This is a genomic window from Citricoccus sp., assembly GCF_032154715.1.
In the GTDB taxonomy this organism is placed as follows: domain Bacteria; phylum Actinomycetota; class Actinomycetes; order Actinomycetales; family Micrococcaceae; genus Citricoccus.
Genome location: NZ_JALDXU010000015.1, coordinates 1 through 14,452, shown reverse-complemented (window position 1 = coordinate 14,452; position 14,452 = coordinate 1). Strand labels below are relative to the sequence as shown.

General features: G+C 68.8%; 10 protein-coding genes. 9 read left to right on the top strand and 1 reads right to left on the bottom strand.

The annotated features are described in order from the left end of the window. Nucleotides 1–10: 10 nt before the first annotated feature. The 6 genes from RUH65_RS04410 to RUH65_RS04385 all read left to right on the top strand — a co-directional run bounded on the left by RUH65_RS04410 (nt 11) and on the right by RUH65_RS04385 (nt 8,019). Nucleotides 11–1,246, top strand: a complete 1,236-nt coding sequence (locus RUH65_RS04410) for a substrate-binding domain-containing protein (protein WP_313815994.1) — start codon at nt 11–13, stop codon at nt 1,244–1,246. Next, complete coding sequence (locus RUH65_RS04405; protein ID WP_313815992.1) at nt 1,243–2,850, top strand: sugar ABC transporter ATP-binding protein; 1,608 nt, start codon at nt 1,243–1,245, stop codon at nt 2,848–2,850. Before RUH65_RS04410 ends, RUH65_RS04405 begins: the two co-directional genes overlap by 4 nt. Continuing rightward, nucleotides 2,847–3,959 (top strand): ABC transporter permease subunit, encoded by a 1,113-nt coding sequence (locus RUH65_RS04400; RefSeq protein WP_313815990.1) that lies wholly within the window; start codon nt 2,847–2,849, stop codon nt 3,957–3,959. The genes RUH65_RS04405 and RUH65_RS04400 overlap by 4 nt, the downstream gene beginning before the upstream one ends. A gap of 39 nt (nt 3,960–3,998) precedes the next feature. Then, nucleotides 3,999–5,267 (top strand): pyridoxal phosphate-dependent aminotransferase, encoded by a 1,269-nt coding sequence (locus tag RUH65_RS04395; RefSeq protein WP_396179592.1) that lies wholly within the window; start codon nt 3,999–4,001, stop codon nt 5,265–5,267. 109 nt (nt 5,268–5,376) lie between these two features. Further along, a complete protein-coding gene (gene glsA / locus RUH65_RS04390; protein ID WP_313815989.1) occupies nt 5,377–6,390 on the top strand; it encodes a glutaminase A in 1,014 nt (337 codons plus the stop codon). A gap of 3 nt (nt 6,391–6,393) precedes the next feature. Further along, nucleotides 6,394–8,019, top strand: coding sequence for an MFS transporter (locus RUH65_RS04385; protein ID WP_313815988.1), 1,626 nt, complete (start codon nt 6,394–6,396; stop codon nt 8,017–8,019). A gap of 9 nt (nt 8,020–8,028) precedes the next feature. On the opposite strand, the gene RUH65_RS04380 is transcribed toward RUH65_RS04385, so the two are convergent. Then, nucleotides 8,029–8,961, bottom strand: coding sequence for a LysR family transcriptional regulator (locus RUH65_RS04380; protein WP_313815987.1), 933 nt, complete (start codon nt 8,959–8,961; stop codon nt 8,029–8,031). A 157-nt stretch (nt 8,962–9,118) separates the two neighbouring features. Between RUH65_RS04380 and RUH65_RS04375 the strand changes: the two genes are divergently transcribed. From RUH65_RS04375 to RUH65_RS04365, 3 genes are read left to right on the top strand one after another with little or no spacing between them, the layout of a single operon-like run. Beyond that, nucleotides 9,119–10,420, top strand: coding sequence for an aromatic ring-hydroxylating dioxygenase subunit alpha (locus RUH65_RS04375; RefSeq protein ID WP_313815986.1), 1,302 nt, complete (start codon nt 9,119–9,121; stop codon nt 10,418–10,420). Beyond that, nucleotides 10,417–11,832 carry an iron-sulfur cluster-binding domain-containing protein gene (locus RUH65_RS04370; protein WP_313815985.1) on the top strand — a complete coding sequence of 472 codons (1,416 nt, stop codon included), beginning with the start codon at nt 10,417–10,419 and terminating at the stop codon, nt 11,830–11,832. Before RUH65_RS04375 ends, RUH65_RS04370 begins: the two co-directional genes overlap by 4 nt. Before the next feature lie 32 nt (nt 11,833–11,864). Further along, nucleotides 11,865–14,363 (top strand): FAD-dependent oxidoreductase, encoded by a 2,499-nt coding sequence (locus RUH65_RS04365; protein ID WP_313815984.1) that lies wholly within the window; start codon nt 11,865–11,867, stop codon nt 14,361–14,363. Nucleotides 14,364–14,452: the final 89 nt, after the last annotated feature.

The window sequence follows — 14,452 nt, the reverse complement described above, 5'->3', positions numbered from 1 at the left end:
TGGGGTTAACATGACTGACAAAACGATTCACCGCCGCGGTCCCCTGGCCTCGCTCGCCGCGTTGGCAGCCGCAGCACTGCTCGTCCTCTCCGCCTGCGCGGCGCCTGCCGGCGAATCCGCGGTAGAGCCCAGCGGCGCGGCGACGAACGCGAGCGTCGACGCCAGTGCCGATCCTGCCGGGGAGGGTCCGGCGACGGATTCGACGGCGGCACCACAGGGGCAGCCGGCCGAGCTGACGGCATATGAGGGCATCATCGGTGCCCCGCCCACCGATCCCGTGGCCGTTCCTGAGGACATTTCCGCGTGGATCGTCTCCTGCGGTCAGGTCCAGGGCACCTGCTCCACCCCCTCGGAGGGCGTCGCCACCGCCGCCAAGACCCTCGGGTGGGAGTCGAACATCTGCGACGGGCAACAGAATCCCAACGGCTGGGCAAACTGCATCCGGCAGGGGATCGCGGCCGGTGCTGACACGATTCTCGTCATCGGACAGGACTGTTCCAGCGTCCAGGGCGCTCTGCAGGAGGCCAAGGACGCCGGCATCATGACGATCGGTGTGGGGGGAAACGATTGCGACATTGACGGAGGCGAGCCGCTGTACTCCGGCACCACCGTCCAGTTCGGCGGAATGACCAATGAAGAATGGTGGAACACCGTCGGTGAGTTGCAGGGTGAGTGGCTGATCGATCAGACGGACGGGCAGGTCAAGCTCCTGGACGTCATCTTCGAGACCCCGCGCTTCGGCACCTGGCTCAATGACGGCCTGCATGCCGCCATGGCGGATTGTGAGTCCTGTGAGATCGTCTCCACCCTGTCCCTGAGTGTCAGTGACGCCGCGAGCGGTCAGCTGGCCCCGAAGCTGTCCAGCGCCCTGGTGCAGGCCCCGGAGGCCAATGCCGTGGCCATCCCGATCGACGGGTGGTTCATGGCCGGGTTGTCCCAGGTGATCGAGTCGTCCGGCCGTTCGGACGAGTTGGCCGTGATCGGTGCCTTCGGTCAGACAGCCAACCTGGAGCTGATCGCCGCGGGTCAGGGCCAGGACGCCTCAGTGGCGTTCAACCTGGAGTGGGACGGTTGGGCCGGCGTGGACGCCGCGCTGCGCCTGATGGACGGCCAGGAGATCCGACCCGGCGGTACGGGCCTGCAGGTGGTGGATGCGGAGAACAACATGCCCGCCCCGGGTGCCGACTTCTCCTATAACCCCGAAGTGGACTTCAAAGCCGCCTACCAGCAGGCGTGGGGCCGATGACCATCGCCTCTCCGGAGACGCCACCACGCCCGGCGGAGCACCGCCTGGCGCTGGTGGCCTCGGGCATCGACAAGTCCTTCGGTGGGGTTTCCGCCCTCCATCAGGCCGGGCTCTCAGTCTCGTCCGGAAGCATCCATGCCCTCCTGGGCGGGAACGGTTCCGGGAAGTCCACGCTCATCAAGTGCATCGCCGGCGTCTATACCGCCGACGCCGGCACGGTCAGCGTCCACGGTGCTCCCCTGACCGCCAGTGAGGTCACGCCCCGCACGGCCCACGCGGCTGGACTGCGGTTCGTGCACCAGGACCTCGGGATCTTCGACTCACTCACGGTGGCCGAGAATCTGGCCCTCGGCGGCGGGTTCCCGACGACCGCTTGGCGCGGGATCCGATGGCGAGAACTACATGACCACGCCGCAGAGGTGCTCGACCGCTTCGATATCCGGGTCAGCCCCCGCGATCGACTCGGGTCGTTGCGTCCCAGCCAGCAGACCATGGTGGCGATCGCGCGGGCCCTGGCCGGACAGCGAGGCAGCGAACACATCCTCATCCTCGACGAGCCCACGGCATCCCTGCCCGAGCACGAGTCTACGGAACTCATGCAGGCGCTCCGCCGCCGAGCTGACCAGGGACAGTCGATCGTCCTGGTCAGCCACCGATTCCGCGAGATCGAGGCCGTCGCGGACGAGATCACCGTGTTCCGGGATGGCGCGGTCGCCGGCACCGGAACAGCCATCGAGATGCCCTCCGGACGGGTCGTCGACCTGATGACCGGACCACTGGCCACGCCGGTGGCGGCCGACCTCCCCGCACGGCCGGAAGCGGCCTCCGGCGCGGAGAGGGCCGTTCAGGGGACGGTTCTCATCGCCACGGGTCTGACGACCGGGCTCCTGAAAGGGGTGGACCTCTCCGTGGCCGCCGGGGAGATCGTCGGGCTGGCGGGACTCGCCGGCTCGGGGCGGTCCTCCATCCTGCGCGCCGTCTTCGGGGACCTGGCGTTGACGTCCGGGTCTCTGCGACTGCGGAACCGGCCCTATCACCCGGGGCGGCCGGGCGCTGCGGTGGCGGCCGGCGTCGCCATGGTTCCGGAGAACCGGGCCCGGGATGCGGCCTTCCTGGACATGTCCGTACGGGAGAACGCCACCATGACCCGCATCGGCCGGTACTGGCGCCGCTGGGTGATGGACCGCCGGGCCGAGCAGGCGGACACCCGGCAGCTCATCGACCGTCACGGTATCCGGACGGCAGGGACCGAGCTCCCGCTGTCCGGGCTCTCGGGCGGGAACCAGCAGAAGGTCATCTTGGCCCGCTGGCTCCAGCTGGACCCGCACCTGCTTCTCCTCGACGAGCCGACCCAGGGCGTGGACGTCATGTCCCGCCATGACATCTACTCGTCCTTGCGCCGGACCACTGAGGACGGTTGCGCCGTCCTTGTTGCATCCAGCGATCTCGATGAACTCACTGAACTCTGCGACCGGATCCTGGTCCTCACCGACGGCCAGGTCACCGCCGAGTTCTCCGCGCAGGACCTACGCCGTGAAGAGCTCGCCGCGGCCGTCCTGACGGGCCGCCCCGCTCGCCAGATGAAGGGAACCGAGCAGTCATGAACACCTCCCCCTCCTCACCCCCCGTGTCCCAAGCCGAGCCGTCCCATGCTCCGGGGGCCTCGCCGGGCCGCCCCGGGGCGGGCCGGGGCGCCGACCGGAGCAGACCGGCCGATGGCGAGGCCGTGGCGCCCACGCCGGACCGGCGGCGCACGCCGATGGGCCAGCACCTCGAGCGGTTTGCGCTTCCCCTATTGCTCCTGGTCATCATCGTCTTCTTCGCGGTCTTCCCGGCGAGCAGCGGAGTGTTCCTCAGCGGCGCGAACATCGGCGTGGTGCTGGGCAACCAGGCCGTCGTCACCTTGGTGGCCGTGGCACTGCTCCTCCCGCTGGTCGCTGGCCACTTCGACTTCTCCGTCGGCAGCATTGCCGTCTTCAGCAGTGTGGTCACGGCCGCGGGGATGGCCCACTTCAACCTCCCGTGGTGGGTGGCCTGTTTGACCGGGATAGCCGGAGGCGCCGTCATCGGCGCTGTCAACGGGGTCCTCGTGGCGAGGTTCGGGATGAACGCCTTCGTCTCGACGTTGGGCATGTCCACGCTGCTGGCCGGGCTGATCCAGTGGTACACCGGCGGACTGGCGATCATCGGCGTCGATCCGGGCTTCGCAGCCTTCGGCTCAAGCAATTGGCTGGGGCTGCCCCGGGTCGTGTTCGTGGTCACCGTCATCGTCCTCGGTGTCTGGTACCTGCTGACGCACACGCCGTTCGGGCGGGCGCTGTATGCGATCGGTTCCAACGCCCGCTCCGCCGCTCTCGTGGGACTTCCGGCCACGCGGCATGCCATGACAGCGTTCATCCTGTCCGGGGTGCTCGCCTCCCTGGCCGGAGTGCTCCTGGCGGCCCGGACCGGTGGTGCCAATGCGGACAACGGCACCTATCTGCTATTCCCGGCGCTGACCGCGGTGTTCCTCGGGGCCACGGCCATCCTGCCGGGTCGCTTCAACGTCTTCGGCACGGTCCTCGGGGTCCTGTTCGTGGCCGTCAGCGTCAGTGGCCTGACCCTCAGCGGAGCCCAGAACTGGGTGGACCAGGTCTTCAACGGCGCCGCCCTGCTGGTCGCGGTCGGGCTGTCCAGCTACCTGCGGCGGCGTCGAACCGGCGGGGGTACGTAAGCTGATCCCGGGCCTGCGCCAGGTCGATAGGCTCGGTGTATGCCCGATCTGCCCGCATACCCTGATTCCCACTGCAGCCCTACCAGTGCTGCCGGGGCCGCGTCCGCCGGTCGTCCGGGTCTCGCCCCGTCCTCGCGCTCCCAGGTGCCCGCCTTCCAGGTGATGACCATCCTCGGCCGGGTGGCGGAGCTGCGGGCGGCCGGGGCCGACGTCGTGAGCCTGTGCGCCGGTGAGCCCGGCGGGGGAGCGCCGGCCGGGGTCAGCGCCCGGGCCGTCGAGCTGCACGCGTCCGGGCGGGCGCTGAACTACACGCCCTCACTCGGGATCGAGGAACTGCGCACGGCCATCGCCGGGCACTACCAGCGCTGGTACGGCATCGAGGTGGACCCGGCGCGGGTGGCCGTGACCACCGGCTCCTCGGGGGCGTTCATGGCCGGGTTCCTGGCGGCATTCAACCCGGGGGACCGGGTGGCGATGGCCCGGCCCGGCTACGCCGCCTACCGCAACATCCTCGCCGCGCTCGGTTGCCAGGTGGTGGAGCTCGACGCCGGCCCGGCCGTCCGCTTCCAGCCCACCCCCGCGTTGCTCGAGGAGGCGGAGTCCGTCCACGGCCCGTTGGCGGGCTTGATCCTGGCGTCCCCGAACAACCCGACCGGCACCATGGCGACCCGGGCCGAGGTGGCCGTGCTGGCCGCGTGGTGCCGGGAGCGCGGGGTGCGCCTGGTGTCCGACGAGATCTATCACGGCATCACGTACGGATCTTTCGACGGGGTCGGGGTCTGCGCCTGGGAGTACTCCACGGAGGCGATGGTGATCAGCTCGTTCTCGAAGTACTGGGGCATGCCGGGCTGGCGCATCGGCTGGATGCTGATGCCGGAGGACCTGGCGCCGGCGATCGGCGGACTCTCCGGTTCGGTGTCCCTCTGCCCGCCGGCCCCCGCGCAGTACGCGGCGGTCGAGGCCTTCTCTCAGGAGTCCTACGCCGCCTGCGACGCCCAGGTGGCCGGTTTCGCCCGGGCCCGCGCCCTGGTGCTGAAGAACCAGGACCGGCTGGGCTGGACCGATGCCGCACCCGCCGATGGCGCCTTCTACTTCTGGGCGAAGCCGGGGGAGGCCATGCTCGCGCGGTACGGCACCTCGACCGCCTACTGCGAAGCGCTGCTGGAGCGGGCCCATGTGGCGCTGACGCCCGGCACCGACTTCGACACCGCGCACGGGGAGGACTACGTGCGGCTGTCCTTCGCCGCCGGGTACGACGCGGTGGCGAAGGCGATCGAGCGGATCGTGGCGTTCCAGCGGGACTCCTAGTCAGTCCAAGTCAGAACCTAGTCAGGCACGGAGAAGCAGGTCTACGCTGTGTGCCAGTGAGGCGCGCGAGAGTCTCAGCACACCCAGGCGGCGACGGGGGACGACGACGGTGTTCGAGACGGATACGCAGGACGTGGCGCAACGCGCGTTCACCGGGGACCTGCCCCCGGAGGTCCGCGTCGAGGAACTCATTGCCCGTGCACACCGACGCTATGCGGGGCTGGACGAGGGGCGGCTGGCCGACTATATCCCCCTGCTGGAGCAAGCCGACCCCGGATGGTTCGGACTCTCGCTGGTGAGCGTGGACGGCACCGAGCACGCGGCAGGAGACACCGAGGTGCGGTTCTCCATCCAGTCGATCTCCAAGGCCTTCGTCTTCGCGCTGGTGTGCGAGGCGATGGGTCACGAGCAGGTGCACGATCGGGTGGGCGTGAACAACACGGGGCTGCCCTTCAACTCCGTGATCGCCGTCGAGCTCAATGACGGCAGCCCCATGAACCCCATGGTGAACGCCGGTGCCATCGCCACGACCGCGCTGATGCCCGGAGGGACGCCCGCCGAGCAGTGGGAGCACATCCGTTCGGGACTGTCCCGATTCGCCGGACGCCCCCTGGAGCTGGACGGAGAGGTCTACCGCTCGGAGCGGAAGGCGAACCAGCGGAACAAGGCCATCGGTAGGCTGCTGGAGAGCTACGGGCGGCTGGACACTGATCCGCTGGACACGGTGGACGTCTACACGCGGCAGTGCTCGCTCTTGGTGACCGCCACGGACCTGGCCGTCATGGGAGCCACCCTGGCCGACGGTGGCACGAACCCCCGGACGGGCGAGCGGGTGGTCTCGGCGGAAGTCGCCCGGGACACCCTCTCGGTACTGGCCTCCTGCGGCATGTACGAGCGGTCCGGGGAATGGCTGTTCGAGATCGGCCTGCCGGCCAAGTCGGGGGTCTCGGGCGGGATCGTCGCCGTGTCGCCGGGCAAGGGCGCTGTCGGTACGTTCTCACCCCTGCTGGACCTCGCGGGGAACAGCGTGCGCGGCCAGCGGGCCTGCGCGTATCTCTCGCGGTCCCTGGGGTTGAGCTTGTTCGCCTCCGCCGCCCACCCCGTCTCCCAGAAAGTGAGCTGACCGATGTCCGAGACGGTCTCTACCGCAGGCGGAGCGACCGCGTCCGCTCCCGAGCAGCGTTCCTGGGCTCCCATGGTTGGTCTGTTCCTGGCACAAGTGCTGATGTCCTTCAACGTGGCCGCCCTGCCGATCTCCCTCGGGGGGATGGTGGAGGAGTTCGGGGTCCCACCCACGGTGGCCAGCAGCACGATCGTGGTCTACGGGCTGGCGGTGGCCGCGCTGGTGATGACAGGCGCGAAGCTCGGGCAGCGGATCGGGTGGGTGCTGATCTTCCGCGCGGTGCTCGTGGTGTTCGCCGGCTCCTCGCTCATGATGATCCTGGCACCCACCATCGGCTGGGCCATCGGAGGGCAGATCCTCGCCGGGGCGGCCGCAGCCATCATCGTGCCGGCACTCGTCGCGTTGATCGCTGAGAACTACACGGGGGACCAGCAGGCTACCGCCGTGGGCTCCCTCGGCTCGGCCCGGGCGATCTCCGGGGTCAGTGCCTTCCTGATCGGCGGCGCGCTCGGCACATTCATCGGCTGGCGCCCCATCTTCGGGATCACCCTGGCCATCGCGGCGGCCGTCTTCCTGCTCAGTTTCGGCCTCCGGGCGGACCGAGGGAACCCGAACGTCCACATCGACCTGGTCGCCTCCGTGCTGATCGGCGCCGCAATCGTGCTGTTGACCCTGGGGTTCAACAACCTCAACGCCTGGGGCATCGTCCTGGCCGAGGAGGAGGCCCCCTTCTCCGTCATCGGGCTCTCCCCGGCGCCGGTGATGGTGGTCCTGGGCGTGGTGTTCGGCCAGCTCTTCTTCCTCTGGACCAGGCGGCGAACGGACAGAGGCCGGACGCCGCTAGTGGACATCAGCGTCCTGGCCCGGCCCACCGAACGGGCCGCAGTCTATGCGATGTTCACCATCGTGGTGATGGAAGCCGCCGTGAACTTCACGGTGCCCACCTACATCCAGGTGGTCCAGGGACGGACCCCCTTCGACACCGCGCTGGCGATGATGCCGTTCAACCTCACGGTGTTCGTCACCGCCACACTGATCGTCCGGTTCTACAAGCGCTTCCCGCCGCGGACCATCGCCCTGTTCGCCTTCGGGCTCACCACCGCCGCCCTGGTGTGGCTGGCCCTGGTGGTGACGAATAACTGGGAGACCCTGCCGACCATCCTGGGCCTGGTGGTCTTCGGAATCGGCCAGGGCGCGCTGGTCACCCTGGTCTTCAACGTTCTGGTGACCGCCGCGCCCAAGGATCTGGCGGGCGACGTCGGTTCGATCCGGGGCACGGCCCAGAACCTGGCCTCCGCGGTGGGCACCGCCGTAATGGGTGCGGTGTTGGTGACCGTCCTCAGCCTCGGCCTGACCCAGGCAGTGGAGGATCACCCCGAGCTTCCGCCCGAGCTGGTGTCCCAAGTGGACCTGGACAAAGTGAACTTCGTCAGCAACGACGACCTGCGGGGCCTCCTCGAGGGGACCACCGCAACCCCGGAGCAGGTCGACGCTGCCGTGGCCCTGAACGAGGAGCAGCGGTTGCGCACGCTGAAGCTCGGATTCTTCATCCTCGCCGGCATCAGCGTCATCGCCGCCGTTCCCGCCTCACGGCTGCCCCGGTACAAGCCGGGCGAGATCCCGGCGTAGTCGGGGGGGCTAGGAATTCTCCGCGAGGCGCTCCGAGAGCAAGTGCCGGGCGGCACCCTTCAGGTGGGCCAGGGAGGCGGCGATGACGGGGGCGGTCGCCGTGCCGCGGCGCACCGCGGCGACGATCCGCCGCGTCGGCCGGGCAGGACCCGAGATGGGCACGCGCCGCACGTTCTCGGCCCCCGCCAGGCTCGCCAGGCGCGGCACCAGGCCGAGGCCCATCCCGGCCCCGACGAGGGCCGTCGTCGTCTCCCACTCGGTGACCTCGTGCTGGATCTTCGGGTTCACGCCGGCCGCGGTGAACGCCGCGGAGAACAGCGCGCGGTAGGCGGTCCCCGGCGCGTCCGTGATCCAGACCTCCCCTACGAGTTCCTGCAACGAGACGGAGGATCGTTCGGCCAGGCGGTGCTTCAGCGGGAGCATGATGTCCAGCGGATCGTCGAGCAGTGACGTCTCCTCGACGCGCGAATCCGACCCGACGTCGGCCTCGGCCTCGGTGGCGACGACGACGGCGAGATCGATCCGTTCCGCGAGGAGGAGGTCCAGGCACCGCGCCGGGCTCGCCTCGACCACGCGCACGGTGACCTTGGGCTGCGTGGCCCGCAACTCCGCCGCGAGCGGGACGAGCAGGCTGGACGCCGCAGTCGAGAAGCCGCCCAGGCCGAACTCGATGGGCGTGGCCCCGGCGACGGACGCCATGGTGGAGGTGATGCGGTCACACTCCTCCACCAGACCGTCCGTCTGCTCGACGAGATAGCGCCCGGCGGCCGTGAGGTGCAGTCCGCGGCCCTCCTTCAGCATCAGGCGCATGCCGAGCGACTGCTGGAGCTCTCGCAACTGCGCCGAGACGGCGGACGGGGAGTAGCCGGTGAGCTCGGCGGTCGCCGCGACGCTGCCGCAGGAGGCGAACGTCCGGAGAGTGAGGAGGCGGCGGTCGATCATGCACTTATTCTGCACGGTTATCTTCGGTTATTCGCGCTTTTTATTGCATCGTCCGGACTACTACGCTCGACGTGTCCTTGATCACACCGCCGTTATCGGCCCCCCGCTCGGCCCGCCGTACCGCCACCAATCCCCGCAGACTCGAGGAATCAGTACCGTGACCCTTGCCGTGAAATCCAGCGCCGCCAGCCGCGGCCGCCTTGCCGCCGCCCCCACCGAGGAGCAGACGGCCCAGTTGCGACTCCTGCTCGACGAGCGCCGCACCGGCTACTCGTTGGAGGCGCCGTTCTACACCGATCCTGAGATCTTCGCCGCGGACATGCAGGGCATCTTCGGCCGGCACTGGCTTTTCGCCGCCAGCCTCGCCGAGATCCCGGAGCCGGGTGACTACGTCACCGTCGACTACGGGCCGTATTCCCTGATCGTCCTCCGCACCGACGAGGGTGTGAACGTCCTGCACAACGTGTGCCGTCACCGCGGCGCCCGGGTGCTCCCGGAGAAGACGGGCACCACCGGCAACCTGGTGTGTGGTTACCATTCCTGGACCTATTCGCCCGATGGCGACCTGATCCACGCCTCCTCGCCCGGCGAGACGTCGTTCGACAAAGCGTGCTTCGCGCTCAAGAAGGCACACGGACGGGTGGTCGCCGGATTGGTGTTCGTCTGCCTCGCAGACGAGCCACCCGCCGATTTCGATGAGGTCGCCGGGATCTTCGAGCCGTACCTGGCCCCGCACGAGATCGCCAACGCCCGGGTCGCCTACCAACAGGACATCATCGAGGAGGGCAACTGGAAACTCGTGATGGAGAACAACCGGGAGTGCTACCACTGCGATGGCCACCCCGAGCTGGCGTGCTCGCTCTTCCCGACCTGGGGCCTCTCTGAGGGCATCGTCCCGCCCCACCTGGAGGATGTCTGGAACCGCAACGTGGAGGCCGAGGATGCCTTGCGGGGGCGTTGCACCCGCTACGGGCTGCCCTTCGAGGTCGTTGAGGAACTCGACACCCGCGTTACCGGGATCCGCATCTCCCGTGAGCCGCTCGACGGCGCGGGCGAGTCCTTCTCGGCCACGGGCCGCCGTCTGTCCAAGAAGCTGCTGGGCGACCTGCGCGACTTTCGGCTGGGCCGCTGCTCCATGCACCTGCAGCCGAACTCCTGGTTCCACCTGATCTCCGACCACGTGATCACCTTCGCCGCGTTTCCGATCAACGAGCACCAGACGCTGGTGCGCACCACCTGGCTCGTGGCCGATGACGCCGTCGAGGGGGTGGACTATGACGTGGACACGCTCACCCATACGTGGAAGCAGACCAACCTGCAGGACAAGAACTTCGTGGAGATGTGCCAGCAGGGCGCGTACAGCCCGGCCTACGAGCCGGGACCGTACATGAAGAGCGAGTATCAGGTGGAGGCGTTCATCAACTGGTACACCCGGCGTATGCGTGAGCACGTGGCATGACCGTCAGCACCACCCTCACCACGATCCCGGAGGTCCGGCGCGTCCGAGGCCTGGAGATGCCGTGGAACCGGGTGGTCCAGGCCTCCGCCGACCTGCCCTTCGCGGCGGCGGCCACGGCGCTGGCCCCCTGGTACCCGCAGGAGTTTCTCGCCGAGTGCGTTCAGACCATTCCCGAGGCCGGGGGCATGCTCACTGTGGTCATGCGACGGACCGACGGCGCACCGCTCGCCTTCCGCTCCGGTCAGTACCTCAACATCGCCTTCCCCGTCCACGGTCCGGACGCCGAGCCGGTCAGCCGCAGCTACTCGCTCTCCAGCGCCCCGACGGAGCCGTGGACCTTCGCCATCACGGTCAAGCGTGAAGAAGGCGGCGCCGTCTCGCCGTGGATCCACGAGAACATCCGGCCCGGGGCCGTGCTGGAGGTTCTCGGTCCCGTCGGGGCATTCCACTTGGCCGACTACGACCGCCGCGCCCGCTACCTGTTCCTGGCGGCCGGCTCCGGCATCACCCCGCTGATGTCGATGATCCGGACGATCCACTCCCTCCCGGGCAATGCCGACGTGATCATGCTGTACCACGGGGCAGCACCCGGTACCTTCGCGTTCTCCCACGAACTCGAGCACCTGGCAGCCGTCGACTCGCGGATCACCGTGTACTACTCGCTGGGCGACCGCAGCGTCCCCGGCACGTGGGAGGGCATGGTCGGGCGGCTCACCGCGGAGATGATCGACACGGTCGTCCCTGATGCCAACGGGCGCAAGGTGTTCGCCTGCGGGCCCGAGGGCTACATCGACGTCGCCGCCGACCTGCTGGGACGGGTGGGGGTGGACGAGACGTCCATCTTCATCGAGTCCTTCTCCGGTACCCGAGAGACGGTGCTGGAGTATCGGGAGGAGGTGGCCCTCGCCGGCGGTATCGCCGAGGAGATGGCGGCCGCCCAGGATGCCGCCCGGGAAGCCTCGGCCGACATCGTCGATCCGCCCACGGGTGCCCTGGACCTCTACCGGATTGCGGAACTCAACACCCCCGAGGTTCGCGGCACGTCTACCGAGTCGAGTCCGGTCACGCCGAAGCCGGCCCCTGAGAGTGCGGCCGCGTCTGAGGCCTCCGGGCCGGTCGACCCGTCCACCTTCGAGGTGGTCGGGGAGGGCAGCCTGACGATGTCCTTCCTGCGTACCCGCCTGAACGTGCGCGTCGACCCGCAGGCGAACGTCCTGGACGCCGCCCGCGAGGCCGGCGTGCGCATCGGGGCGAACTGCCGGGAGGGCATGTGTGGATCCTGCAAGGTCGTCAAGATCAGCGGAGAGGTGGACATGAATCACCAGGGCGGCATCCGCGCCCGTGAGATCGACGCCGGCAAATTCCTGCCGTGCTGCTCGACGGCCCAGACCGACCTGGTCGTCGACGCCTAACCACCCTGAATCAGCACAACAAGGAGTGATCAATGAGGCCTACCCCCTCTCCCCGGGTCATCATCATCGGAGCCGGCATCGTCGGCGCGAACCTCGCGGACGAGCTCGCTCAGCTCGGACACACCAACACCCTCGTCCTGGAGCAGGGGCCGCTGGGAATTCCCGGTGGCTCGACCTCACACGCGCCGGGCCTCGTCTTCTCCTCCAACGGATCGAAGTCGATGACGGCGTTCGCGCAGTACACGATCGAGAAGCTGACCTCGCTGACCGGCTCTGACGGCCGCGGCTCCTTCCTGCCCGTCGGCGGCCTCGAGATCGCCACCACTGAAGAGCGTCTGCAAGACCTCCACCGCCGTGCGGGCTGGAACCGGTCGTACGGCGTGGAGGCGCACGTCGTCGATGCCGAGGAGTGCCTCCGGCTCTTCCCCCTGCTCAATCCGGACCTGCCGCTCGGCGGACTCCTCACCCCGGGTGATGGCCTGGCACTGGCCGCCCAGGGAACCCAGCTGGTCATCGAGCGGGCCCGGGCTGCCGGAGTCGAGTTCCGCGACCGGACCACCGTCACCGACATCGAGCAGGCCGGGGGCCGGGTCACGGCAGTCGGGGCGGGCGAGGAGCGTTTCCCGGCCGACGTCGTCGTCTCCTGCGCCGGCTTCTGGGGTCCCAACATCGGCAGGATGGTCGGCACCGAGATCCCCCTGCTGCCGCTGGCCCATCAGTTCGCCTGGTCCACCCCGGTTCCGTCCCTGGCCGGCGTCAACGAGCTGCCCCACGGCGCCAGCCGCCCGATCCTGCGCTACCAGGACCGGGACCTGTACTACCGCGAGTGGGGTGACACCATCGGCATCGGATCCTACGCACACCGTCCCCTGCCGGTGGACCTCGATGCCCTGCCGGCCTACCGGCCAGAAGACATCACCGGCGAGCGGATGCCTTCATCCCTGCCCTTCACCCCGGAGGACTTCGCCGGGGAGTGGGAGGCCAGCCAGGAGCTGCTCCCGGACTTGAGGAACACCGAGATCAAGCGCGGGTTCAACGGCATCTTCTCCTTCACCCCGGACGGCGGCTCGCTGGTGGGTGAATCCCGCCAGGTCGACGGCTTCTTCGTGGCTGAGGCCGTCTGGGTCACGCACGGTCCTGGCATCGCCCGGGCCGTTGCCGAGCTGATCGCGTGCGGGCAGTCAAGCATCGACCTCTCGGACTGCGACCTGAACCGGTTCGAGGACGTGCAGACCACGCCCGAGTACGTCTCCGAGACCTCCCAGCAGAACTTCGTGGAGATCTACGACGTGCGCCACCCCTTGGAGCCCCGGCTGTCCCCGCGCAACGTCCGCGTCAGTCCCTTTCATGAACAGCAGAAGGCCCTCGGCGCGTTCTTCTTGGAGGCCGCCGGTTGGGAGCGACCTCACTGGTTCGAGGCGAACGCCGCCTTGCTGCAGGAGATGCCGACGGAGTGGGCCGCACCGGAACGTGATGCCTGGTCGGACAGGTTCCACTCCCCGATCGCCGCCGCCGAGGTCTGGAAGACCCGGACGGCCGTGGCCATGTTCGACATGACTCCGCTCAAGCGCTTGGAGATCACGGGACCGGGCGCCGGCCCCCTGCTGCACGGCCTGACGACATCCAGCATGCTGCGGGCGCCCGGCGCCGTCAGCTATACGCTGCTGCTCGACGAGGCCGGGGGAATCACCAGCGACATCACGGTCGCGCGTCTGTCCGAGCAGTCGTACCAGGCCGGTGTGAACTCCAACGTGGACCTGGCCTACATCTCCCGTGCGGCACGCCACCAGAGCGAGGAGAATCCGGCCCAGTGGGTCACCGTCCGGGACATCACCGCCGGCACCTGCTGCATCGGCCTCTGGGGTCCGCTCGCCGCCGCGGTCATGGAGAAGGTCAGTCGTGACGATCTCAGCAAGGACGGGTTGAAGTACTTCCGGGCCCGAGAGATCTCGATCGGTGGCATTCCGGTGACCGCCATGCGCCTGTCCTACGTGGGCGAGTTCGGATGGGAGCTCTACGCCTCGGCCGACGTCGGTAGCCGTCTCTGGGATGTGATCTGGGAGGCGGGCCGGGAGCACGGGATCATCGCCGGTGGCCGCGAGGCCTTCAACTCGATGCGCCTGGAGAAGGGCTTCCGGTCCTTCGGCACGGACATGACCAGCGACCACGAGCCGGAGCAGGCGGGGCTCGGCTTCGCCGTCAAGGCCTCGAAGACCGACGATTTCGTGGGGAAGAGCGCGCTGGCGGAGCGAGCCGCGGCGGCGACCACGCGCCTGCGTTGCCTGACGGTCGACGACGGGGTCTCGGTGGTCCTCGGCAAGGAACCGGTGTATGTGGGAGGCGAGGCCTCGGGTTACGTCACCAGCGCGGCCTACGGATACACCGTGCGCCAGCCGATCGCCTATGCGTGGCTGCCCGACCGAGTCGAGACCGGGGACGCGGTGGAGATCGAGTACCTCGGGCGCCGGATCGCGGCCACCGTGGTGGACGATCCGCTGTACGACCCGGAGATGACGCGGTTGCGCGGTTGAGTCGGCCTGGCCCGGTGGTTCCTGCAGAGAAGAGGCGTTTCATGAAGTCGAAAACCACTCCCTCCGCGGAGGACAGCACCAGTAGTGCG

Bases quoted from the DNA above. Each gene is read 5' to 3' on its own strand.
- RUH65_RS04410 (WP_313815994.1), top strand. From the start codon at position 11: ATGACTGACAAAACGATTCACCGCCGCGGTCCCCTGGCCTCGCTCGCC.
- RUH65_RS04405 (WP_313815992.1), top strand. From the start codon at position 1,243: ATGACCATCGCCTCTCCGGAGACGCCACCACGCCCGGCGGAGCACCGC.
- RUH65_RS04400 (WP_313815990.1), top strand. From the start codon at position 2,847: ATGAACACCTCCCCCTCCTCACCCCCCGTGTCCCAAGCCGAGCCGTCC.
- RUH65_RS04395 (WP_396179592.1), top strand. From the start codon at position 3,999: ATGCCCGATCTGCCCGCATACCCTGATTCCCACTGCAGCCCTACCAGT.
- RUH65_RS04385 (WP_313815988.1), top strand. From the start codon at position 6,394: ATGTCCGAGACGGTCTCTACCGCAGGCGGAGCGACCGCGTCCGCTCCC.
- RUH65_RS04380 (WP_313815987.1), bottom strand. From the start codon at position 8,961: ATGATCGACCGCCGCCTCCTCACTCTCCGGACGTTCGCCTCCTGCGGC.
- RUH65_RS04370 (WP_313815985.1), top strand. From the start codon at position 10,417: ATGACCGTCAGCACCACCCTCACCACGATCCCGGAGGTCCGGCGCGTC.
- RUH65_RS04365 (WP_313815984.1), top strand. From the start codon at position 11,865: ATGAGGCCTACCCCCTCTCCCCGGGTCATCATCATCGGAGCCGGCATC.